Origin of the sequence: Gottfriedia acidiceleris (assembly GCF_050457485.1) — a bacterium.
In the GTDB taxonomy this organism is placed as follows: Bacteria; Bacillota; Bacilli; order Bacillales; family Bacillaceae_G; genus Gottfriedia; species Gottfriedia acidiceleris_D.
In genome coordinates this window covers 187085-210245 of record NZ_JBCMJM010000012.1, presented here as the reverse complement: position 1 = coordinate 210245, position 23161 = coordinate 187085, and the positions used below count along the sequence as shown (strand labels likewise).

At 33.5% G+C, this 23161-nt stretch carries 15 protein-coding genes and 1 pseudogene; 4 read left to right on the top strand and 12 right to left on the bottom strand.

The window, feature by feature from the left end; all coding sequences use genetic code 11:
- Positions 1 to 612 precede the first annotated feature (612 nt).
- The 4 genes from ABEY15_RS14075 to ABEY15_RS14060 all read right to left on the bottom strand — a co-directional run bounded on the left by ABEY15_RS14075 (position 613) and on the right by ABEY15_RS14060 (position 3723).
- Positions 613 to 894: a LysR family transcriptional regulator gene (locus ABEY15_RS14075; protein ID WP_429890758.1), complete on the bottom strand. Its 282-nt coding sequence runs from the start codon at positions 892 to 894 to the stop codon at positions 613 to 615.
- A gap of 165 nt (positions 895 to 1059) precedes the next feature.
- On the bottom strand, positions 1060 to 1374 hold the full coding sequence (locus ABEY15_RS14070; RefSeq protein ID WP_429890757.1) for a methyltransferase domain-containing protein: 315 nt from the start codon (positions 1372 to 1374) through the stop codon (positions 1060 to 1062).
- Positions 1375 to 1844: 470 nt separating this feature from the next.
- Positions 1845 to 2231 carry a FixH family protein gene (locus ABEY15_RS14065; protein ID WP_429890756.1) on the bottom strand — a complete coding sequence of 129 codons (387 nt, stop codon included), beginning with the start codon at positions 2229 to 2231 and terminating at the stop codon, positions 1845 to 1847.
- Positions 2232 to 2331: 100 nt separating this feature from the next.
- Positions 2332 to 3723 carry a PepSY-associated TM helix domain-containing protein gene (locus ABEY15_RS14060; protein WP_429890755.1) on the bottom strand — a complete coding sequence of 464 codons (1392 nt, stop codon included), beginning with the start codon at positions 3721 to 3723 and terminating at the stop codon, positions 2332 to 2334.
- A 162-nt stretch (positions 3724 to 3885) separates the two neighbouring features.
- On the opposite strand from ABEY15_RS14060, the pseudogene ABEY15_RS14055 reads away from it, so the two are divergent.
- Positions 3886 to 4047: pseudogene (locus tag ABEY15_RS14055) on the top strand (hypothetical protein); the annotation flags it as partial.
- Between the two features lie 691 nt (positions 4048 to 4738).
- Here the strand turns inward: ABEY15_RS14055 and ABEY15_RS14050 are convergent.
- On the bottom strand, positions 4739 to 8866 hold the full coding sequence (locus tag ABEY15_RS14050) for a S8 family serine peptidase (RefSeq protein ID WP_429890753.1): 4128 nt from the start codon (positions 8864 to 8866) through the stop codon (positions 4739 to 4741).
- A gap of 1095 nt (positions 8867 to 9961) precedes the next feature.
- Between ABEY15_RS14050 and ABEY15_RS14045 the strand changes: the two genes are divergently transcribed.
- Both ABEY15_RS14045 and ABEY15_RS14040 read left to right on the top strand, forming a co-directional pair.
- Positions 9962 to 10096 (top strand): hypothetical protein, encoded by a 135-nt coding sequence (locus ABEY15_RS14045; protein WP_429890752.1) that lies wholly within the window; start codon positions 9962 to 9964, stop codon positions 10094 to 10096.
- Positions 10097 to 10222: 126 nt separating this feature from the next.
- Positions 10223 to 14335 carry a S8 family serine peptidase gene (locus tag ABEY15_RS14040; RefSeq protein ID WP_429890750.1) on the top strand — a complete coding sequence of 1371 codons (4113 nt, stop codon included), beginning with the start codon at positions 10223 to 10225 and terminating at the stop codon, positions 14333 to 14335.
- Positions 14336 to 14895: 560 nt separating this feature from the next.
- On the opposite strand, the gene ABEY15_RS14035 is transcribed toward ABEY15_RS14040, so the two are convergent.
- The 6 genes from ABEY15_RS14035 to ABEY15_RS14010 form a co-directional block, all read right to left on the bottom strand.
- Positions 14896 to 16101 carry a CaiB/BaiF CoA transferase family protein gene (locus tag ABEY15_RS14035; protein WP_429890749.1) on the bottom strand — a complete coding sequence of 402 codons (1206 nt, stop codon included), beginning with the start codon at positions 16099 to 16101 and terminating at the stop codon, positions 14896 to 14898.
- A gap of 19 nt (positions 16102 to 16120) precedes the next feature.
- On the bottom strand, positions 16121 to 17296 hold the full coding sequence (locus tag ABEY15_RS14030) for an acyl-CoA dehydrogenase family protein (protein ID WP_429890748.1): 1176 nt from the start codon (positions 17294 to 17296) through the stop codon (positions 16121 to 16123).
- Between the two features lie 60 nt (positions 17297 to 17356).
- A complete protein-coding gene (locus ABEY15_RS14025; protein ID WP_429890747.1) occupies positions 17357 to 18127 on the bottom strand; it encodes a 3-hydroxyacyl-CoA dehydrogenase in 771 nt (256 codons plus the stop codon).
- Between the two features lie 30 nt (positions 18128 to 18157).
- Positions 18158 to 18934 carry an enoyl-CoA hydratase/isomerase family protein gene (locus ABEY15_RS14020; RefSeq protein ID WP_429890746.1) on the bottom strand — a complete coding sequence of 259 codons (777 nt, stop codon included), beginning with the start codon at positions 18932 to 18934 and terminating at the stop codon, positions 18158 to 18160.
- Between the two features lie 91 nt (positions 18935 to 19025).
- Complete coding sequence (locus tag ABEY15_RS14015; protein ID WP_429890744.1) at positions 19026 to 20216, bottom strand: acyl-CoA dehydrogenase family protein; 1191 nt, start codon at positions 20214 to 20216, stop codon at positions 19026 to 19028.
- 65 nt (positions 20217 to 20281) lie between these two features.
- Complete coding sequence (locus tag ABEY15_RS14010) at positions 20282 to 21460, bottom strand: lipid-transfer protein (protein WP_429890742.1); 1179 nt, start codon at positions 21458 to 21460, stop codon at positions 20282 to 20284.
- Between the two features lie 313 nt (positions 21461 to 21773).
- Between ABEY15_RS14010 and ABEY15_RS14005 the strand changes: the two genes are divergently transcribed.
- On the top strand, positions 21774 to 22688 hold the full coding sequence (locus tag ABEY15_RS14005) for a LysR family transcriptional regulator (RefSeq protein WP_429890740.1): 915 nt from the start codon (positions 21774 to 21776) through the stop codon (positions 22686 to 22688).
- Between the two features lie 67 nt (positions 22689 to 22755).
- Here the strand turns inward: ABEY15_RS14005 and ABEY15_RS14000 are convergent, their stop codons facing one another.
- Positions 22756 to 23157, bottom strand: coding sequence for a PaaI family thioesterase (locus ABEY15_RS14000; protein WP_429890738.1), 402 nt, complete (start codon positions 23155 to 23157; stop codon positions 22756 to 22758).
- Between the last annotated feature and the right edge of the window lie 4 nt (positions 23158 to 23161).

Below are 23161 nucleotides of genomic sequence, written 5' to 3'. Positions count from 1 at the left end.
TACTTGACAGGGATAAGACCACAAATGATTGTACCCTTTAAAGTGCACACTTTAAAAAAGAGTTTGCCTATTATTCTTTTAATATTTTGCTCCGTACTCATGCGACAATTTTAATGAGAATAGGCGATAGTCTTAATATTGTTAGTGAAATATTGGGACAATAAAGAGTTGTAACAACACATATTTTCTACCCCAATTCAAATGAAGAAATGCAGAAAAAAACGACTGATCGATTTGATGAGAAATAATGAATATTATTCATTACAAAAAATGGAATAAGATGAAAACAAAAAAAGCCCAAACCCTGCTTAACCTTAGGTTTGAGCCTTCTCATTTGTATGTTCCCAAATGGAAGCCAACCAGCTCCCCTCCCCTGTCAATTACAGAGTACGAGTATTATTCAGTATTTATGAATATTTTTGGTCAATTAAGTCCTGTAGTTATCGCTTTCGGTACATTGTGAACCGTTTTGTTTTGTAGTCCAAAGTTTTTAATAATTAGAATCCATATCCTTCTTATCAACTGATCAAAATTAAAGTCAGCTGAGGCTTTATTTGTCCCTCAATATGTTTGGACAATTAATGCGTCTATAAACAATAGACAAACTTCATTTTAAATTGATAAAAGGTTTTTATTTAAAGATTGAACAAGTTCTTCAATTTCTTCATATTTCATCAATACTTCATTTACTAACGAAATAACTTGTAATCCTTCATAAGTGATTACCACTTTAGAGTCAGAAGAAAGCTCAATTAGCTTAAAACCTAATTTATTTTCTAAACGACGGATCGATAGGTTTATGATTTCTTCACCAACACCCAATTTTTGCGCTGTAAAGCTAAAGGAACCACTTTTTGACACTTCACTAAAATAATATAACTCTTCAATATTCATTTAGTTCCTCCTAAACTTAAATTCATCTGAAACTTAATGTCCGATTAGCAAAAGAGAATTTTCTAAAGAAACCTTTGATTCTCATCATGCTATAGATTCATTATATGAAGAGTTGATGCAATTTTTATTTTGAAGAAAAAAATCAACTTTGATTTTTTTCAAAATTTATGTGAGAACTATTTTATCTTTAAAACTATAGTACTGTTTGTTAAGATAATAATGTAGTAAAAATAAGAAACATCCACAAACCATTCCTAATAAGGCCTTACCATTATGTATTGCTTTTCTATTCCTAATTGTTGCTATGTTTACAGCAGTAGGAGATATATCTAATCCTACTATCTGATTGACAGATGATTGATCAAGTACAAGTTTCATAGCGTTACCAGCACCACATCCTAATTCTAATACACTATAATTAAGTAAATTCTCCAATAAACTAATTATCCACAATGTTTCCGGTTGATGTTGACGTACCATTTTTTCTCCAATATATAAACCAACTAATCCATTTGGTGTTTTATATTGATTGTCTATAAACTACCTTACCCGATCTAATAACATATAAATCGGCCCCATTTCAACTTCTTATCTAATTTAGAGATTAGTTATGTAAAATGAAATCCATAATGCCATTATCTATAATTGTGAATATAAAAAAACACCAAACCCATTCTTAGAGTTCGGCGTTATTATCTTTTATACCTCTTATTTCGATCCTAATCTCTTTAAAGTTGCAGGTCCAGCAATAACATCTGCCTTTAAAACATTAGCTTTTTGGTATTTTTTCAACTCTGATTGAGTTTATTTTCCAAAACTCCATCTGCTTTACCTTTTAAATAACTTTTCGAAATCAACTTCTGTTGTAATGCTTTTACCCTTGTACCATTGCTACCTAGTTTATATACATGGTTTGAGGATGAAGTAGACCTTTCTAGCATTAGTGGTACTTAATTTAAAATTGCCCCATTCACTTTACGCACAAATTTCTCTTGTTTTATTACAATTGTCTTATCCCATGAACCATTCATTGGTAACTTTACTTTTCCTTTATAAACACCTTTTGAGACTTTCTTTAATTTTCCATCTGCTTTATGATTCATGCTTTTCATTTTTAAAATTATAACCACTGAATCTACGTTAACTAATTGATTTTCTTTATTTTTTAAAGTTACCACATAGCTATGTTCTGAATCTATGGATGTTGGTTGATCCGATAGAGTAACATTAATATTATCTAAATATTTGTTTGAGACTGATGCTTCTTCCGACTTACCGCATCCATAGAAAATTGTTACGAGTAACAATAGAATTATTATGCTATTTATTATTTTCATGAAACACCTCTTGTTTACCTCGATTGTTTTTTTATGACTAAAAAAGCTAAGCTAACGTAAAATAGTAAGCTTAGCGTAGTCCCTCACTAATTTTTATTATTTATTGTATTCCAGATTGACGAACTTTCTTTTTTATAAATTTAACAATAAACTCTATTAAACCTATTACTAATATTGATATACCAACCATTGGCATTAAAAGTCCACAAATTACTGAAATAAATAATACACCTAAAAAGTATTTATTTCCTTCACTTGCTTTTGGAACTCCAACTGTTCCTGTCGGACGACGTTTCCACCACATTGTGATTCCACTAAATACGACTAATACAAGTGATAAGCATGCTATTAAATTAATAATTAAATTCGTCCAACCAAAAAATCGTCCTTCATGTAAAGCTATGCCCATTTCAACTGTTTTATCAAACTTACTGTAATCTTTCCAACGATAATCAAGTAATACTTTTCCACTGTATTGATCCAGATCCATTGTTACATAATTTTTAACGCTTCCTGCTGCCCATCCCCAGGTAGAAATTAAGTAAACTCCTTTATCACCTTCTGGCATAGTAATTGTGTAACCAGGATAAATATTTGTTTGTTCAGCAATTTTAACTACATTTTCAATCGGTAACATTCCATTATTACTATAAACGGATTCTGGAACAGGAATATTTTCAGCAGCCCATGGTGTTTTAGCAATATCTTTATTAATTTTAGTTGATTGAATACTACCATCCCATAAATGTTCTGGTGCATTTGAAAGCTTTGCTTTTGCTTTGAGAGTATCTAGTCTCTCACCAAAAGAGCTAGCCCAAGGTAAACCTGATAAAACAAGAACTAACAAGAAAATTGTCATCCAAAAACCTGTACTTGCATGTAAATCTCTCCAAAACACACGTGTTCCATTTCTCATACGAATGCGAAGAACACTTAAGAATGATTGCTTATTACGTGGAAAGTATAAATATAATCCTGTTGCTAATAAAATAATTGCCCATGAAGCCGATAATTCAACAAGATTGTCACCAATTTTCCCAACCATTATTTCTCCATGTAATTTTACAATAATCTCCATTAAACGTTGATCATTTTGTAATTCACCTAATACTTTCCCTGTGTATGGGTTTACAAAAACTGTGTAGTTAACATCACCTTTTGCAATTCCAATTTCCGTTGCACGTTTTGGGTCTTTGACATCTGTAAAAGAAGTAATCGCATCATTAGGGTAATCATCCATCACAGCTTTTAACTGTAAGCTTGGTGTAATCTCTTTACTACCTTGTTCCACATAGTATAGATTTTTGTCTAATATCGGTTCTACATATGGTCTAAATAAATAGATTGCACCAGTAATCGCTAACAAAACCAAGATCGGTGCAAAAATCATCCCTCCATAAAAATGCCATCTCCAAATCACTTTGTATAGAGATGTCTTTTTCGAAGAAACTTGTTCAGTTTGAACAGAATTTAATTGTGTATTTATTTCCATTCGGCTTTACCTCTCAATAATTTATATCTACTTAAGAAAGTTTAAATTAGAATTGTGATGAATTAATGATGAATTAATGAAGTTTTAATAATAATTTTATTTGGGAAATATACAAGCGTTTATTTCGTCATTACAAACTAGGTCAATTCAACCTACAAAAGTGAAGTTCAGATAACTAGTTTTGAAAAGGCTCAAAAAACAATTCGTGTCCATATAGCTCCTTATTTTCAATCAACACCTTTAGCTAAAATCACAACTTACCACATTCAAATGAAGAAATGCAGAAGAAAACAGCTGATCGATTTGATAAAAAATTTGGTTTAAATTAATATGTACGTGAAGATACTGTGCAGTCTTAGTACAATTTGGAGTTATCATTTTAAATGTAACACAGATCTCTGAAAACAAAGAAAAAGCCCAAACCCTTGATACACTTAGGTTTGAGCCTTCTCATTTGTATGATCCCAACTGGACTTGAACCAGCGACCCCTACCCTGTCAAATACAGAGTACGAGTATTATACAGTAATTCTGAATATTTTAGTTCAATTAAGTCCAGTAAATCAAATGGTCGCTGCAATTTTATTCACTGTAAATCTTTTAATTCTATTATTTCTAATAAGTCTGTGCAATTTTTGTGCAATAAATAATTAATAGTTTTACGGAGGTAGGGTGTCTTAATAGATCGACTAAAATAAAAAAGTGGATAAATAATCATCCACTTTTTTAACTATCTTTTACATTTAACTCATCTTTAATTTCGTTATATAATATTATATCATTTTTGAATATTTTTTCTTACTAGACATAAACCATTCTTATAATATTAATACTTAAAGCAATGAATGACTAAAATACTATAAAAATTCTAATTCCAATCTCGAGAGTGTACTTGAAACTTTTTTAAGTACTTCAAGCGTAATCTTAAAGAATCAGAAGATATTCAGGTAGCTCAGTGAGATTTTTAAAATTTGAAAAAGATAACATAATAATAGTCGCCTTTCCCATTCGATAAATTAATTCAACCCTAACTCTCTCTTAATATCCTCAAGTGATTTTGTTTTATATTTTTCTAGAGGTTTTGGAGCGTTTTCCGCCGTTGGATTTTGTATTAAGTAATTCTTTTCGATGAATGCAAAGTCTTTTGCGTCTACGATTTTGTCAAAATTAATGTCTGCACTGCGACTGTCAGTTCCCCAATTAGTTTGGATCGCTAGGGCGTCCATAATGTCAATAACATTATCTTTATTAACGTCTCCAGGAATTGCAGCATTGTAATTGATTTCAGGATTCCAGTGAGCAGTTAGTGTGCCTTCGTCATCTAGGAAGCCCACATGGAAAGGTTCATATATTGTGAAATGGCCAGGAATATCGAGTGATACTACCATTTCTTCAAGTGTTTTTGATAAATTATCTACAGATGCTTGGCCAAATTGATTAATAACTCCTGGAAAGATGTTTCCGTTTTGATCCTTTACTGATAGAACTGCGCCAATCTGCGATGGAGCTACTCTCCATGCACTCTTACCTTCTTTTTGCAATGATACTGGAATTCCAATACTTCCTGAAATTTTTGAATAAGTTGGTTTGAACCAAATTGGTGGTATTGTTGAATTCATTGCAATTGATTGGTTAGATTCATTTATATAAGATGCAGACGATGATTTAAAAGGTGAATAAAAATTATAAGTACTATCTTTTACTTTTAACGTTACTTCTGCAAATGGTACATCACCTGTCACTGTTCCGTTAGTCATCTCAATATTTACATTTACATTTGTATTCAATCCTGATGGAGCTGAATTAGATGTGAGTTTCGCTGAACCAAATTTTTCAATTGCTGGATTAAGCTTTACATCTACAAATTCTAATTGATTATTTGAAAATGAAAGGCTACTAGCTATTTTTTTTGCATCAGTAACGTTATATGCCGTTAGGATCACCTTTACATTTTCACCTGCATTTACAATTTTTTGATCAACACTTCCATAAACAAGTGGAGTGCCTTCTGGAATAAATGTAAAATATTTGTTTCTTGTACCAATCTTTGCTGAATTATATCCTGCAAGTTCAACATTTACGCTTTTAGCAGATGGATCAATCGGGATATTATATGCAAAGTTTCCTTTTGCATCTACATTGAAACCATTTGTAAAGGTAGTAGTATTATTTTTTATCATCACAAAATTACCCGATTGATCAATAGTAATACCTTGCGTATGATAATCATCTTGGGTTTTATCATAAACTGTACCTTTAATTGGATAAGAAGTTGTACCAGGTTTAACCTCGATAACCCCTTCTTCTAAATCTGTTGTAAAAGTAGCGCCAGTAATATCAACCATTACATGGTCAGTCATCGAAAATGTTTTACCATTTCTATTAGTACCGATCATTTTTATCTTATAATGTGCTGGCCCATAAGGTACTTTTACACTTGTAGATGATACTGGGTTTTTCGGGTCATTAGTGAAAGGATTATAGTATCCGGTAAATACACCAGTGACATAATAATCTGTATTTTCATTCAATTGCGATGCAGGGATTTGTCCTAAATAACCGATTTCTTCATCTGTTTCACTATCTAGTAAAACGAAATCAATAGTTTCCATACTAGAACTTAAATTAAAAGTTGCACCTGCGTTAAAATCAAGTAATGGGAAATAATTAGTATAATCTGATGTCATCATCTTATTGTATGTAGCCGCTGAATTAAATCCTTCTTTTACATAGTGAACACCGAATGGAATTTGATATTGTTCAGTTGGATCTGCATTATTCGTAAAGAAAATATAGCCTTCATAAATTCCTTTTTCGGCAGTTGCAGGTATTTTTAAATGAAAGTTAATCGGTTTTTGACTATTTCCATCTAAAGTCACAGATGAAGGACCAGTTATGGTAACATCATTTATACTTGCATCTCTAGATCCTCTTAATCCAGTTTGATATTTAACCTCAATACTGAATGTTTTCGCTTGCTCACTTCTATTGTTAAGTGTAATTTGGCGATTTGAAGCAATTTCTTCGTTTTTGAAACTAAAAGACCCAAAACTCATCGCACCAGTTAACTCTTTAATTGATTTTTCTTTTCCATCAATAATTGTTGGTGTACTATCTACTACATTTAATTCTACGTTTGAGTGAATTGCTTCATATGCATCTACTCTTCCGCTACCAACTTCATATACACTATAATCCTTCTTTAAAGGATCAGCCGTATTCATCAATATAGATTTTATATCTGCTGGCTGTAGATTTTTATTTGATTGTAGTAATAGTGCTGACACTCCTGCAACATACGGAGTCGCCATTGATGTTCCAGATAGGCGTTCATATGCAATTTTATAATCTTCCGGTTTTGATCCATCTCCTGTTTTATTATTTACATAAAATGGAACAGTCGAAAGAATTGCTGCACCTGGTGCCGTTACTTCTGGCTTTATATCATAATTTATGCGAGATGGTCCTCTTGAACTAAATGATGTTAGTTCATCCTCAGGTGTTTTAAATTTCGTATAATCACCAAAAGTAAAGTTAGAATTTCCTTGTTTAATCGCATTTGAGATTGCTAATCCATCTTCATTTGACATCGAAAATGTAGGAATGGCTAATAGAGATTCGCCGACATACCCTTGTATGATCCCTTCAGCTTTGTTGACGTCATTATTATAAATTATTACTGCAACAGCCCCCTTAGCCTTCGCTAGTTTGATTTTATCAATAAAAGAAGTTTCCCCTCTTTGAATAAAAGCAATTTTTCCTTTTAGATCTTTTCCGTTATAATCAATACCTTTTCCTAAACCAACATCAACTAGATTAAACGTTTTTCCTTTTAATGCTGTTAAATCATCTGTATAGTTTTTGGCTAATTCTCTTACAGTATATTCTTTATTATTTTGAAAACCTGAAAACTGGAAAAGATCAATTGCACTAGTTGATGCACCAACTGTTAATGCTAATGCTGATGATCCTGGAGAGCCAATTGTATACATTCCATTTCCACTATTACCAGCGGCAACTACAGTCGTAACGCCACTTAGAACAGCATTGTTTACAGCTACCGAAGTCGCAAAAAGCGGATCATTTATTGTTGCACCTAGTGACATATTAATGATATCCATACCGTCACTTACTGCTCTATCTAGCGCTGCTATAATGTCAGCGCCTTTTCCAGTTCCATATGGTCCAAGAACCCTGTATGAATAAATATCTGCCTCCGGCGCAGCTCCAACAGTTTTATATTCAGTATCAGCAACACCTCGACTACCGATTATTCCCGCAACATGTGTACCATGTTCCGTATAATATGTATTTGATCCCGAGAGCTCAGATTTTCCTGATTTTTTCCAATCAGCATATGTAGCTTCCATCGGATCATTATCATTATCAACGAAATCATAGCCACCTTTATAGGCATCTTTTAAATCAGGGTGGTTATAATCAATTCCTGTATCAAGAATTCCTATTTTAATCCCTTTCCCTGTATAGCCCTCGGCATGTAAACGATCTAATCCATCATAAGGTGAATAGTTTGCAATGTTAAATTCATCTCCTTTTAATTGTTCACTTTGTTCCTTTTGATTAGGTGGATCGATTGAAAACGTCTCATCACTCCATACATTTTTTACAGCCTTCGATTTTAATAGATTCTTAATTTGGTTTGCTGGTAGGCTAATCGAAACACCATTAAAAGTATGTTTATATGCACGATTAATCTTATAGTTTACTTTTGAATTAAATTCATCTGTTAATATTTGGTCTACATCTTCTTGAAAGATATTATGATCTTGATCAACTAATTGTGTAGCCTCAGTTTCAGATAATTGCTGCCCTTCTAAACTAGCTTCAATTTGAGCAACTTTTGCAGGCTTATGCACAAACTCAACAATGACATTTGCTTGTTCTGTAGTATTTAAGTCCATATTAGAAGAAATTTGAAGACCTGTCGTTTCATTCGTTGAAAGTTGATTTAAAGCAGCCCTTTGCGTTGGTGTTAACTTAGCGAGCATGTCCTCAACCTTTGTAGAGCTAACAGCTTTTGATACATTCGTTACATTACCAAATGAAGCTAAAAGAAAACTAGACGATAGAGCTAAAACAGTCATGCTTTTTACAATCTTACTACTTTGTACCGGTTGACCCATTTTCTTCCTCCTAGTAATTAATTATTGCCACTAAAATTAAATGATGGCTAAGATCTGTTTAACGATCATTTAATTTCTTTCCAATTATAATTATTCAGAAAATTCAATTTATGGTCAAATGGGTTATTTTAACCCTTTATTATCGGGATTACTAAAAAAATATTACGATTTTCGACTATATTCCCTAAAAATATTGAACAACATTTACATAGTAGTTTTAAACAAACCTACTTATTCAGTAATGCATTTATTAATAAAACACTCCGAATAGCTAACGTTAAGGCGAATACAGTGGCGTAGTTGCACTTATACTTAATTCCTAAAATTGGCCACCACTTCGAATCAACTTCCTCGCTACCAATTTATACTTTCTTAACGTGCAAAAAAAACTATTAGAAAATATCATTCCAATAGGACATTAAATTACTTTTTATTTGTTTACAGTACTTAACCCAAATCCTGATACTGTTCAGATTCATTTAAAATATCATTATTTTCTGTAGTTTGGATTTTCCCCCAATATTTTGAAGTCAAACCATATATTAATGAACTGCCATCGAAGTACCACTAATCGTATTATAAGTTCCGTCTTTCCAAGTGGATAAAATATTGCTGTCAAGAGCTGATCAATTTATTTAATTAGTGAAGAACTTCTTTTAATGTTGAGATTATCAATTACTCTTCAAAAAGTTGCTCAATTTTTGTAAATTATTTATTTAAACTATGGCTCTTTTTGCAAAATCAAAGCTGAGCTACTAATTTAATAAGACTTTAATAACCCAATAGACAAATAGTTACACATCTTAAATAATCAAAATATTAGGTAAATTCAAATGAAGCATTAATAAAAAGAGTGACATGAAAAAAATTTATATTTTTTTGTCAACCAAACTAGGCATTCATTTAATTTTACTTAAAAAAATTTTAAGGGGTGTAAATAAAATGAAATAGGGTTACTCATTTCCATTTAAGTTTCTACTAAATTTCTAATAGCAGTTTGCTATTTTCTAGTCATTCTTTTGCTTAACAGTCATGAGACCAAAGAACTAATACCTCACTCCTACAATCGACATAGCAATTTGAAAACCACTAGACATGGTTGTTCAAATTACACAAGATCCAGCAAAAACGAATATTAAAAAAGAAGCAGAAAAAGGGATAGAATTATCACTTGAAGACGGTTCGGTGGACGCACCAACAGCGAAAACGAAAATATTTGATAGTCATTAGAAGATATTTTAAAGGATTTGAATATTATTCAATAATCCCCCTATCTTTAGCTAGTATAGTAAATCGGCATAATATTCAGCATTATTATTAAATGTGAAGTTAGTAAATTTGATTAGGAGGAAGAAAATGAAAAAACAGGTACACAAGAGTAGGATTATTAAAAGTTTTACAGTTTTATCATTATATTCGGGCTTTATTCTTGGTTCCCTAGGTCATGTAACGACTGTATCAAAAGCAGCAAGTTATTCAAAAGTAAACGAAATGATAGCAAATTTAACACAATCTCAAAGAGCAGCGCTTAATCAACTTTCAACCAGTAATGAGACAGGACTTCAAATTTCTTCTGAGATTGATCTAGAGTCTTCAAACCAAACAAATGTAATTGTTGAATTTAAAAATAAACCCGCAAAAGTAGCTCAAATTGAATCTAGTTTAGAAGGTAAACAGCTATCAGAGAATGAAGCATCTAATTTAGTTGATCAAGATCATTTAGCTTTTGATCAAGATGTAAATGAAATTTTAACTGATAAGAATAATGAAAAAGTAGATTTTAAAATTAATCGATCATATAAACATGCGTTTAATGGTGTTTCAATGAGTTTACCGGCCAATCAAATTCAGAATCTATTAAAATCAAAAGTAGTAAAAGTAATTTGGAGTAATGAAGAAGTGCATTCTGAACCAGATGTTTCACAAGAAGAAGTGCAAACTGGAAGAACAACTAATAATTCAAGTCTTTCTTTTCTTGGAGTAGACAAGCTGCATGAGGAAGGATTTACCGGAAAAGGTGTTAAAGTAGGAGTAATTGACACTGGAGTCGATTATAATCATCCAGATTTAAAGGGTGCATTTAAAGGTGGTTATGATTTTGTAGACAATGATAATAATCCGATGGAAACTACATATGAAGACTGGAAAAAATCTGGTATGGCAGAATTTTTTTGGGCAAATGGTGCATCGTATTATACTGAACACGGAACTCATGTGGCTGGAATCATCGCTGGTCAAGGAAAGAACGAAAGTGAATATAAAAAGACTGGTATTGCTCCAGACGCAGATTTATATGCGTATCGGGTTTTGGGTAGATACGGTTCAGGGACAACTGAAAATGTTATAGCAGGGATTGATAAGGCTGTTGAAGATGGGATGGATGTAATCAATCTTTCATTGGGAGCAAACTTAAATAACCCACTGTATTCTACAAGTATCGCGATTAATCAAGCTGTATTAAGTGGTGTTACGGCAGTAATCGCTGCTGGAAACACCGGTAATGATATGTATACAGTAGGTTCCCCAGGTAGCGCAGCGCTTGCACTAACTGTTGGAGCAAGTAGTGAACCGACTAATCTCCATACTTTTAAAGGATCGCTCCAAAATGGAACGGAAACAGTCTCTGCTGACTTGCAGGAGATGGCAAAAGGATATACTGATCATATCGAGGAATTGAATGGAAAGACATTCCCAGTTGTATATGTTGGTTTAGGCTCACAGGCAGATTATAAAAACAAAGATGTAAAAGACAAAGTTGTACTAGTAAGTCGAGGTAGTATTACTTTGAACGATAAAGCAAGATTTGCAAAGCAAAATGGTGCATCTGCAGTCCTGATTTACAATAATAATCCAACTGAAGGCCAAATTCCTGCTTATATAGGTGAAGGATTAGATTATATTCCTGCATTCTCTTTAACTTATGATCAAGGTATAGCATTAAAGACTAAACTTAATACAGTAAGTACATTTACTTTTAATCAATTAGGGCAATTGCAAAAAGCTGGAGACGAATTGGCAGATTTCAGTTCACGCGGCCCATCTCGTATTACTTATGATATCAAACCGGAAGTTACAGCACCTGGAGTTGGCGTATTTTCTACCGTACCAGCTTATATGATTAATAAAGAGAAGACAAATGATTATCAATACTCATATCAACGCCTGTCAGGTACGTCGATGGCATCTCCTAATGTTGCAGGTGTTGCAGCTTTATTGCTTCAGGCGAATCCGAAATTAGAACCTAGTGATGTTAAAGCTATTCTTATGAATACAGCTAATCCATTAAAAAAGAGCTATAGCGTATACGAAGTAGGAGCAGGAAGAATTGATGCCTACAAAGCAGTTCATTCAACTATTGAAATTAAAGTACTCGATGAAACACCGATGATAAAAAAAGACAAAGAAAAATTGATCAAAGAAGAAACTGGCGCAATAAGTTTTGGTTCAGTGGATCTTAGTGATGATGTGAATGAAGATCGCACATTAAATCTTCATAATTCAGGTGATGAAGAAAAAATATTTGATGTGGCAGTTAAATTTCAAACGGGTTTAGGTGGAGCTAAAGACGCACAAAAGAATGGTTTACTAGTAAAAGTAGAGCCGACAATTAAACTTGGAGCAAAACAACAAAGAAAAACAACTGCATCCATCTTTATACCGAAAACAGCCGAAAAAGGTTTATATGAAGGGTATATTGTCTATACAAATGAGAATCATCCTGAAGAAACATATAGAGTTCCATTCGGCGTTCACGCTGTTGAAGAAGGCGTAAGTTTGTTTCAATTATCTTCAATGGGTATTTCAGAAGATCGATATCGAGATCCATACTCAAGCCCTTATACAAATAAAAGTATAGCTTCACAAATACAGTTTAATTCTAACATGAGAGATATTGACTTTACTTTAGTAGATGGCACTACAAATAAGGATTTAGGTTATCTTGGATATATGGATGGAATCACTAAGAGTGAAGATGTTTTGTATGATGTTCAAAATGTATTTAAAGGGATTTATTATCCTTTTGACGATAATTCCGCTAATGGTATAGGTTCTATACCTGTTGTGGCAAACGAAGGATTTTATAAGATTAAAATGGTTGCTACAGGTGACAATGGAAAACAATTCATAGAACTAAGAGAAGTTGTGGTTGATAGAGGCAAGCCAAAATTTTCATTTGACGGACCAGAAACTCGTATAGTTGAATATGAGGAAGGGCAAAAATCTGTTACGATTTCAGGTTCTATCTTCGATCAAGAAATCGAGAATTTCAGAGCAGCTGGTATGAATATAGACCGATCTGCAAACAAAATTTTGGATCTTAACGTCGGCCAAGGAGAACCACCTATTGAAATGCCGGTAAATAAAGATGGTTCTTTTAAGTATGAAGTACCGGTAGGTCTAGGTGTGAAGACCCTTAAATTAGCTGCAGTAGACCCAGCAGGCAATGGATCCGTGGTACCTGAATTTATCAGAATTGTAAAAAAAGGAACTCCGTACTTAGCGGAGACTTTTGATAAATCGAGTGTGAAACCAAATGATTTGGTTAATGTTAAAATCGTTTTGAAAAATGCTGTTAATTTCAAAAAAATAAATTTTAATTTTTCGACTTCAGCCGATTATTTTACTATTGAAAACGTCAAATTACATCCTGATTCTAGTAAATTAGGAGAACTAAAATTGACAAGAACGCCATCTAATAATCTTACAATTGAAACAGCTGATGGTAACACACAAACTTTAAATGGTGATCTTACATTAGCTGAGGCAACGTTAAGGGCTAAAGATTATAAATTTGATATAAGACCTGATGGAGCGACATTTAACACATCGACAATCTCATACCAAAATCGATTAGGAAATACTACCTATCTTTTCTCGAATACGCCTAATATTGAATTTGTACCAATTTATTCGAAAGTAAGGTCAATATTATATGGTGAGGGGCTATTAAATAAATATGGAACTTTTGATAATTTGAGAGATTATAGTAAAGTAGGGGCAGAAGTATTTATACAAGATCAAGAAGGTAATACGTATGACCAAATTCTTAACAAGTATGGAGTAATAGAAGGATTGCATCTATCTCTTACAGATAAACCGTTAAGTCTGGCCATTAAATTACCTGGTCATTTTAAAACGATTTATGATTTCAATATCGGAATGAGAAATAGCACAGGAGAGTTAATTGGTCAATATAAAAGATTAGATGTTCCAACATCCCTTGGAGGAGATGTAAATGGAGACGATGTAATCGATATTATAGATGCCATATCGATTCAAGCAAATTGGGGAACAAATTACAGAGATGCTGATATCAATTTTGACGGAACAATTGATGCCAAGGACTTGGCATATGTAGAAAAGAATTATTTAATGCAAAATCCTAATGTAAAAGATGCTCCTAAACCGAAAGATAAATTTAAAACACAAACATTAGAGAATATAAAAAGCGAATTAGGTTTGAAATAATATTAGGTTACGATCAACTATTTAAAAAGTAGTTGATCGTTTTTATTTGAATAGCATGAATTAAAAAAATCCAAAATCAAGTAACAGCTTTTTTCGTCGCAATGAACTTTATCTAGCTCTGCATATGAAGCTAGAATTGGTCCTCTTGCATTTACCACTTGAATGCTTAGGGTTATTATTGTAGTCTTTGTGCAATGAATAATATTCATTACAAAAAATGGAAATAATTAAAAACAAAGAAAAAGCCCAACCCCCTGATACAACTAGGTTTGAGCCTTCTCATCTTTATGATCCCAACTGTACTTGAACCAGCGACCCCTCCCCTGTCAATTACAGAGTACGAGGATTATACAGTAATTATGAATATTTTATTTCAATTAAGTCTAGTAAATCAAGCGGTCGATGTAATTTTATTCACTGTAAATCTTTTAATTCTATTATTTCTAATAAGTCTGTGCAATTTTTGCGCAATGAAAGAGATTAGTTCTGAGGTAGGGTGCTAATATTATTCCTCGATCTTTTTCTAAATTCTGTTTTGTAATTTCCCAGATTATGATTTCCTATTTAATGGACGTTTTACTATTTCCAGTTACTATTCCTTTAGATGTTAAATGTTGAATTTGTTGTTTAGAATAACCAATCTCGGCTAAAATTTCAGACGTATGCTCCCCTGAATTTGGAGCTAGAAAACGAATTGACCCTGGTGTTTTCGAAAATTTTATTGGTGGGCTAATTAACTTAACATCACCTAATTCTTTGTCATAATAAGTTTGAATCATTTTCCTCTCTTTTATTTGGGGATCCTGCTCTAAATTTTCGATTGTATTTACTGGAGAAACACAAGCATCAATATGTAAAAAGATTTCCATCCATTCTTTTTGAGTTTTCATCATAAGAATCGATTGTATTTCAGTTTTTATTTGATCCTGTTCATTCAAAGGCGCATATTGACGTATAATCAAGTCTTCTCTTCCAATTCCTTTACAAAACTCTGCCCAGAATTTTGCTTCTACTGCACCTACCGAGAGATAACGCCCGTCCTTCGTCTCGTAAACTTCATAAAAGGCATTCTCACCTGAAAGCCTGAGTTCTCCTCTTTTAGGCTGAATGTTTGATGCTAAATAATTTGGAAGTATTAACTGTAGCCAAGTAAGTGCTCCATCCATCATTGAAATATCAATAAACTGACCACTTCCAGAACGTTCTCTTTCATATAATGCCATCAAAATTCCAACAGTTCCTAGTAGTGCCCCTCCACCAATGTCTGCAATTGGAACAGGTGGAACTGTAGGTTTTCTATCTCTTTCTCCAAAAAACTCTAATAATCCAGCGTAGCTAATATAATTTAAGTCATGTCCTGGATGATTGGCATAAGGTCCTGTCTGCCCGTAACCAGTTAAGGCACAATATATTAGCGAAGGATTATGCTCTTTTAGTACTTCATATCCTAAACCAAGGCGATCCATTACACCAGGGCGAAATGATTCAACTACGATATCTGCTTTTTCAACCATTTTTAAAAAGATTTTTTTCCCTTGCTCCGTTTTCAAATTTAAACAAATACTTTTTTTGTTACGATTTACTGAATGAAATAATGCACTATTTTCTCCTATTTTAGGATTATTTAAGCGGACATAATCTCCACGTCCTGTATCTTCTACTTTTATTACCTCTGCACCATAATCGGCTAGTAACATAGTAGAATATGGACCTGGTAACAACCGTGTTAAGTCCAAGACACGGAGGGATTGCAGAGCAAGTGACATAATGGTACCTCCTTCTGAACTATAATCCTAAATTTTTAGCAATGATCACTTTCATAATTTCATTTGATCCAGCATAAATAGACCCTACCACCGTATCTCTATACATTCTCGCTATCTCGTATTCTTCCATATATCCATAACCGCCATGTAACTGTAAGCACATTGGGGCCATTTTCTTTGCCAAATTAGTAATCCACCATTTTGCCATCGATACTTCAGTAACAATATTTTCTCCTGCAATATGCTTTTCAATAAGGTTATCAACGAAAGTACGACCAAGTTGAACTTCAGTTGCTATTTCTGCTAGTTTAAATTGTGTATTTTGAAACTTGCTTATCGGTTGCCCAAATGCTGTTCGCTCCTTAATATACTTCAAAGTTACTTCTAACATTCTTTCTGCAAATGTAATAAAACTGATACAAACCATTAGCCTTTCTTGTTGAAGCTTTTCCATTAAATGATAAAAACCTTTGTTTTCTTCACCAAGTAAGTTATTTACTGGGACAATCGCATCCTCAAAAATTAATTCTGATGTATCATAAGCATGTTGTCCGATCTTTTTTAATTGTTTTCCTTTTGAAAAACCAGGTGTTCCTTCTTCAATAACGATTAAACTAATTCCTTTATGTGCTGGACTTGCAGTAGGATCCGTTTTACATGCAACAATAACAAAATTTGTATTTATCCCATTTGAAATAAAGGTTTTTGTTCCATTAACAATAAAATTTTCTCCCTTTCTAACTGCAGTTGTTTGAATCCCTGCAAGATTTGAACCAACACCGGGTTCAGTCATGGCAATTGAAGAAATGATTTCTCCACTACTTGCCTTTGGAATCCACCTTTTCTTCTGCTCATTTGTTCCATATCGTCCAATGTATGGCATGATAACATTATTATGAATATTAATTCCGCCTAAACCTGCACCAATTTTACATAATTCTTCTTGAATTACTACGCAAAACCCAAAATCCGCATTCATTCCACCATATTTCTCATCAGCCCATGGACATAAATAACCTTGCTCACCCATTTTCTCCCAAAAAGTACGTGGTACTAGTTTATTTTCTTCCCATTGTTCATAAAATGGAACTGCTTCTTTTTCTAAAAATTTCCGAAGTGACTTTCTAAAAATATCATGTTCTTCATGCAAGTATTTCTTTGTGCTCTGTTGCAATTCTCTATTTGAAACTTTCATAATCCACTTCCTCCAATTAGCACTTTCACTTCAAAAAAATGAATCATTACGTACTCATCTTTACCTTGGTTGCATACGAAGTGCTCCATCTAAACGGATAACCTCTCCATTTAACATTGGATTCTCAATGATACTTTCAACTAGTTGCGCATACTCGTGAGGCTGGCCAAGTCGTTTTGGAAAAGGAACGTTTGAACTGAAAACTGCCTTGACTTCATCAGATAGCCTCCCAATTAATGGTGTTTCAAATAAACCTGGTGCAATCGTCACTACACGGATCCCATATTCAGCTAAATCCCTAGCAATAGGAAGTGTCATACCTACAACACCACCTTTTGAAGCACTATACGCTGCTTGACCGATTTGACCTTCAAAAGCTGCAGCTGAAGCAGTATTCACAATTACTCCTCTTTCACCTAATTCATTCGGTTCATTTAAACTCATCTTTTCCGCAGATAATCGAATAACATTGAAAGTACCAATTAAATTAACTTTTATTACGTTAGAGAATCTAGTTAAATCATGCACACCTTTTTTACCAAATGTTTTTTGAGCGCCACCGATCCCAGCACAATTTACAACAGCTGTAAATCCCCCAAATTTCTCCATACCTTTATTTAAAGCAACTTTTACATCATCTTCTTCGGCTACGTTTGTTTTAACATATAATGCATTATCATTTCCAAGTTCTTCTACTAATCTATTTCCTCTTTCATCATTTAAATCAAGGATAATTGCTTTGCCACCTTTTTCGATCACGTTTCTCACTGTAGCCTCTCCTAATCCTGATGCTCCCCCTGAAACTACTACTACACTATTTTTTAATTCCATGATGATCACTCCTTATCAAATAGACTTTTATTACTTCCCCTGAAATTGAGGTTTTCTTTTTTCTAAAAATGCTTGAACTCCTTCTTTTGCATCTTCTTTTAAGAAAAGCTCTTGAAACAATTCTGCTTCCCTAGCAAGACCTTTACTTAACTCTATCTCCATACCTTCATCTACCGCTTTTTTAATATTCTTTAATGCAGAAGGTGAGTTTTTACAAATCTTTTTTGCTAGTTTAATAGCTTCCTCTAAGCCAAATCCTGTTGGCACAACCCTATTAACTAATCCGATGCTTAATGCTTCACTAGCCGTAATATGGTCTCCAGTGAACAATAGCTCTTTTGCCTTTGCTTCTCCAATTAAACGTGGTAATCGCTGTGTACCACCAGCACCTGGCAGTAACCCCAGTTTAACTTCAGGCACACCAATCAACGCATGTTCTTCTGCTATACGAAGATCACAAGTTAGAGCTAGTTCGCATCCACCTCCGAGAGTATAACCGTTCAATACAGCAATTGTAGGCTTTAATGAATAATCAATGTTATTAAACATTTCATGATTTTTCATAAATTGTGGTATTAAATTTGGATTTCCAATTCTTTGAGGTAATTCCTTAATATCTGCTCCTGCCATAAATGCCTTTTGACCAGCTCCTGTCAAAATGATAACTAATACTCCTTGATCTGCGTTAAGTTCTAAAAATGCATTTCTAATTTCTTCTTTGACAGCTGCACTTAATGCATTCATAGGTGGATTGTCTATGGTGACAATTGCAAAATGTTCTTGCTTCTCTACTTTAACTAAAGTCAATCCGCTCACCCCATCCTTATATTTTCTAAATATAAAAGCTTGAAAGAATTATAACCTTCCAAGCTCTTACGTTATTTTTTCAAAAAATAGTTTATAAGCCTAAATTTTTAGCAATAATATTTTTCATAATTTCATTTGTACCAGCATAAATCGGCATGACAGCAACATCACGATATCGACGAGCAATATCATATTCCTCCATATAGCCGTATCCACCATGAAGCTGTAAACAACGTGATGACATTCTTCTAGCCATATCTGTAATCCACCATTTTGCCATCGAAGCATTTGTAGTGATTTCTTCACCTTTCATATGTCTAATTGCAAGATCATCTAAGAAAGTACGTGCTAATGATAATTCTGTTGCCATTTCAGCAATTTCAAATTGAGTATTTTGGAAAGAACTAATTGGCTTTCCAAACGCATGTCTTTCTTGAACATAATTCATAGTTGATTTCAACATTTCTTGTGAAACAACAAAAGCTGAATTTGCACACATAATTCTCTCTTGTTGTAATTTATCCATCAGAATATAGAAGCCTCCACCTTCATTTCCTAACAGATTCGTCACTGGAACACGTGCGTCCTCAAAAATAAGCTCTGCGGTATCTTGAGAATGAGTACCAATTTTCTTCAATTTACGTCCACGAGAAAAGCCCGGCGTATTTCCCTCAACCATTAGTATACTTACGCCTCTACGTGCTGGAACTGCTTTCGGGTTCGTTTTAACAACAAGGAAAATTAAATCTGCATTGATTCCATTTGTAATAAACGTTTTTTGCCCATTAACGATGTAGTAGTCTCCATCTTTTACTGCTGTAGTACTAATGCTGGCCAAATCAGATCCTGTTCCTGGCTCCGTCATCGCAACGGCTGTAAGAATGTCCCCATTTACACATTTAGATAAGTATTTTTTCTTTTGTTCTTCTGTACCATATTTTTCAAGATAAGGTACAGTAATTGAACTGTGTAGGCTTGCACCACCTGGGCCACCTCCAATTCGAGCTACTTCTTCTGCAAGGACTAAATTAAATCCAAAATCAAGTCCTAATCCACCATACTCAGGATCGACTTGTGGGCAAAGAAAACCTTGTTCACCCATTTTTTTAAATAATTCACGTGGTGTCAAACCATTTTCTTCCCATTCATGAAAGAATGGCTCTACTTCTTTTTCCATGAATTTTCGAAGAGATGTGCGAAACATTTCATGTTCTTTTGTGCAGTATGGACGGTCAGACTTAAATAAATCAAATGTTGATTTATCCTTTGTATTAGTAGTCATTACATTTCCTCCTATAATTTGAATTAAATTTTGTACTAATGAACTACTCTGTATCCTAATTTCCCTTAAGGCCTTTTGTACATTGTTACAACAGCTGCACCACCAAGACCAAGATTATGTTGGAGAGCAATTTTGGCATTTTCTACTTGACGCTTATTTGCTTGTCCTCGTAATTGCCATACCAGCTCTGTACATTGAGCAAGCCCAGTTGCTCCAAGTGGATGTCCTTTTGACATTAGTCCGCCAGAAGGATTAACAACATATTTTCCGCCATAAGTATTGTCTCCATTATTTATGAACGATTCCGCTTCACCTTCACCACATAGTCCAAGTCCTTCATAAGTAATTACTTCATTTGGTGTAAAGCAATCATGTAGTTCAACTACATCCACATCCTCTGGCCCAATCCCAGCTTTTTCATAAACCTCACTCGATGCTCTACGAGTCATGTCAGCCCCAACGAGATTGATTGGATCCTTCAGTGATTCTTCTGTATCTGTACTTAATGATTGAGCAACAATCTCTACTGCGTATTCATGTCCATGCTTCCTAGCAAAATCTTCACTACAAACAATTACCGCTGCGGCTCCACAAGATGGAGGACATGCCATTAAGCGAGTTAAATACGGCGGATAAATTACTGGTGTATTTAACACTTCCTCAACAGTAAGAGGTTTATCAAATATTGAGTACGGATTATTTAGAGCATGATTTCTAGTTTTAACCGCAACCTTTGCAAAAATATCTGGGTTCGCACCATATTTTTTTATGTATGTAGTGCCAGCCTCTCCAAAAAATTTGATTGCTCCTTGGGGTGCATTATTCTCTACTAACTCATCTAATCGTTCGTTAAATGACTTAAGTGGTGAAGTTCGATCATCCCATTTACTTTTTAACCTTCCAGGTTGCATTTCTTCGAATCCAAATGCGAGTGCACAATCAACTACACCCGATTCAACAGCTTGACGAGCAAGGTAAAGTGCAGTAGATCCTGAAGAGCAATTATTATTTACATTGATTACCGGAATTCCTGACATTCCAACTTTATACAGAGAAGCTTGACCGCTTGTACTGTCACCATATACATAGCTTGCAAAAGCTTGTTTAATCTCTCTAAAGTCAATTCCTGCATCATTAATTGCATGTTGAATTGCTTTCGGAGCCATCATTTCATATGGTTCATTTAAACCAGGCTTTGTAAATTTAACCATTCCAACTCCTATAATTTTTGCATTACCTTTCATCAAAAGCCCCTCCTCACTTTGACTAAAATAGAAAATAACTAACAACATCCTGTTTTAGGAAGCGCTGTCATTTTTTCTTAATAATCAAAATATTTTAAATACAACTCAATCTTAGCTTGTTTATTTTAGCTAGTAAAACAAGTAATTTGGAAGATACATCAAGTAAAAATTTACTCCGCTATTAAATTTCCGAATTTTTCATATTTTTTGAACAAAACTCCTTTAATGTTATATAATCGTTGTATAAAAATGTAATAGTTTAAATGAAAATGTTTAAACCAAGATCCTTATAATTGAAAAGAAGGTGAACTACTTGCGTATAGAACAACTCATATTCATTACTGAAATTGAAAAAACAGGTTCAATTGCTATTACTTCAGAACGTCTTCATCTATCTTCACAAGGAATAAGCCAAGCTATTAAAAGTCTTGAAGAAGAGCTTGGCGTAATGATTTTTACCCGTTCAAGAACAGGACTACAACCTACAGAAATCGGATATGAACTAATAAGTAAGGCACATGAAATTTTAAGTAAAATTGATGAGTTTAGAGAAATGACAAATTTTGCTTCGGAGATTAGTGGGAACTTAAGAATAGCAGCTGTATCAGCACTAAGTAGTAGAATTCTTCCTCAAACCATGGCTGCTTTTAAAAATAAGTATCCGAAAGTCAATCTTAAATTTAAAGAGGTTTCTGCAGCATACCAAATAAAGAAGGATATATTAAATAATGAAGCAGATTTAGGCTTTGTATATATGCATTCCTCAAATAATGAATCAAATCAACAGTTTATTAAATCCCATCTCATCGATAGCACATTAATGATTTGCTTTCATAAAAATTTAGAATTGTCAAAAAAACAAAAGCTTTATGGCGAAGATATTGTGAAATATCCTATAGCTGGTTTCGGAAATAACGCTGACACGAAAGAATACTATAATTTATTATCTAAATATGGTGAACCTAATTTACTTTTTCAAACGGAAAGTCCAGAAACAAAGAGATATTTTATATCACAGGGATGGGCAATAGGTATTGAAAGTGAATTATCATTATCATATGATCCATATTTACAGAGGGGAGATTACATTGCTCTACCTATATATGAATTTGATTCTAAAGTTTCATATTATAGTATTCGATTGAAAAACCAACATTTATCAATCGCAGCAAAAGAATTTTTAAAAGAATTACAAGTCCAAGTAACTAATTTTAAAGAAAAAGTTTAATAATTAAATAGAAATTAATAATATAAATGAAAGGAATAATTTAGTTGTTATTATTCCTTTCATTTTTTTATTTGCTATACATTATTTTAAATGTTCCAATAGCTTTACTTAATAAGTTCTTTTTCCTATCTTTTACTTCTGATTCTACTGTTACCAGATTTTGTCCACGATTTACGATTTTAGCAGTTGCAATTAAAGTTTCATTTTCATTAGCAGGTGCCAAATAGCTTATATTTAAATTTACAGTAACGCTTCGTTCCCCAACAACTGTTCGTATCATCATTCCCATTGCTGTATCCAACAGGGCCGCAATTACGCCACCATGGACCTTTTGATTGTAGTTTAATAAAGATGGGGTGATCGTTAATTCTAAAATGATATTTGCTTCTTTTAATTCTTTTACCGTAATACCAATATGTCTATCAAAACTATGTTGCTGAAGTAATTTCTCCACTTCTTTGACCGACATACTT